Consider the following 771-nt stretch of genomic DNA (forward strand, 5'->3'; position numbering starts at 1 on the left):
GATATGTACTGAGAACCTGCTACATACTGCGTTGTTAAGTTACTCGCAGCACCAAGAGGCGTCGTCAGTGAGATCCCCGTTGGCGCATTCCAGTAATGATCAGCCCAGTACGTATTATTCGAAGCCTCATAGCTGAGAACTACATTCCACGACGGGGGAGACGCATAGCTAGCAGCATAGAGACTGACACCACCGGCCAATTGAGTCTGAATCGCACGCCCCGCAGCGTCGTATCCATACGTAGAGAAGCGAGTACTGTTCTCGTCGGCCACACCGGTCAATGCCCACGGCAGGTCCGTTCTCTCGTAGAGGTAATGACGATAGCCACCGATCGATGGCGAAATGCCGACAAGATTCCCCACTCCATCGTAGTGCGCGGTAGAGGCGTTTCCACTGGGGTCAATCAGCTGTCGAACCCGTGGCGTGTCCACACCGATTGGCTGCTCATACAGGAACTGTATGGAGCGGCCGAAGTTATCTTGAATAGCAATGATCAAACCTGGCGTAGGTGCCACCGCGGGAGGAGTACTTGCCAGACTGTACGTATAAGATAGTGCGGCGCCGTTGCTTCTTCTGATACTGATTATATTCCCTTGGGTATCATAAAACTCCTCGCTCTTCCCCTCCACATCGAGGTACACCCAGCCGCCGTTGGATTGTGTAAGTCGATCACGGACATCAGAATCAGGAGCGTACACGTTTCCACTCAAGCTGAAGCTTATGAGTGCTCCAGCCCCTCGGTCCGCTTGGATCGCCCATGGAGCCTCACTT

General features: G+C 53.7%; 1 pseudogene. It reads right to left on the reverse strand.

The features are described 5' to 3' along the window. Positions 1-698 (reverse strand): annotated as a pseudogene (locus AC1D1T_RS32835) (hypothetical protein); the annotation flags it as partial. Between the last annotated feature and the right edge of the window lie 73 nt (positions 699-771).

It is taken from the genome of Rhizobacter sp. P2_H3, assembly GCF_056403355.1.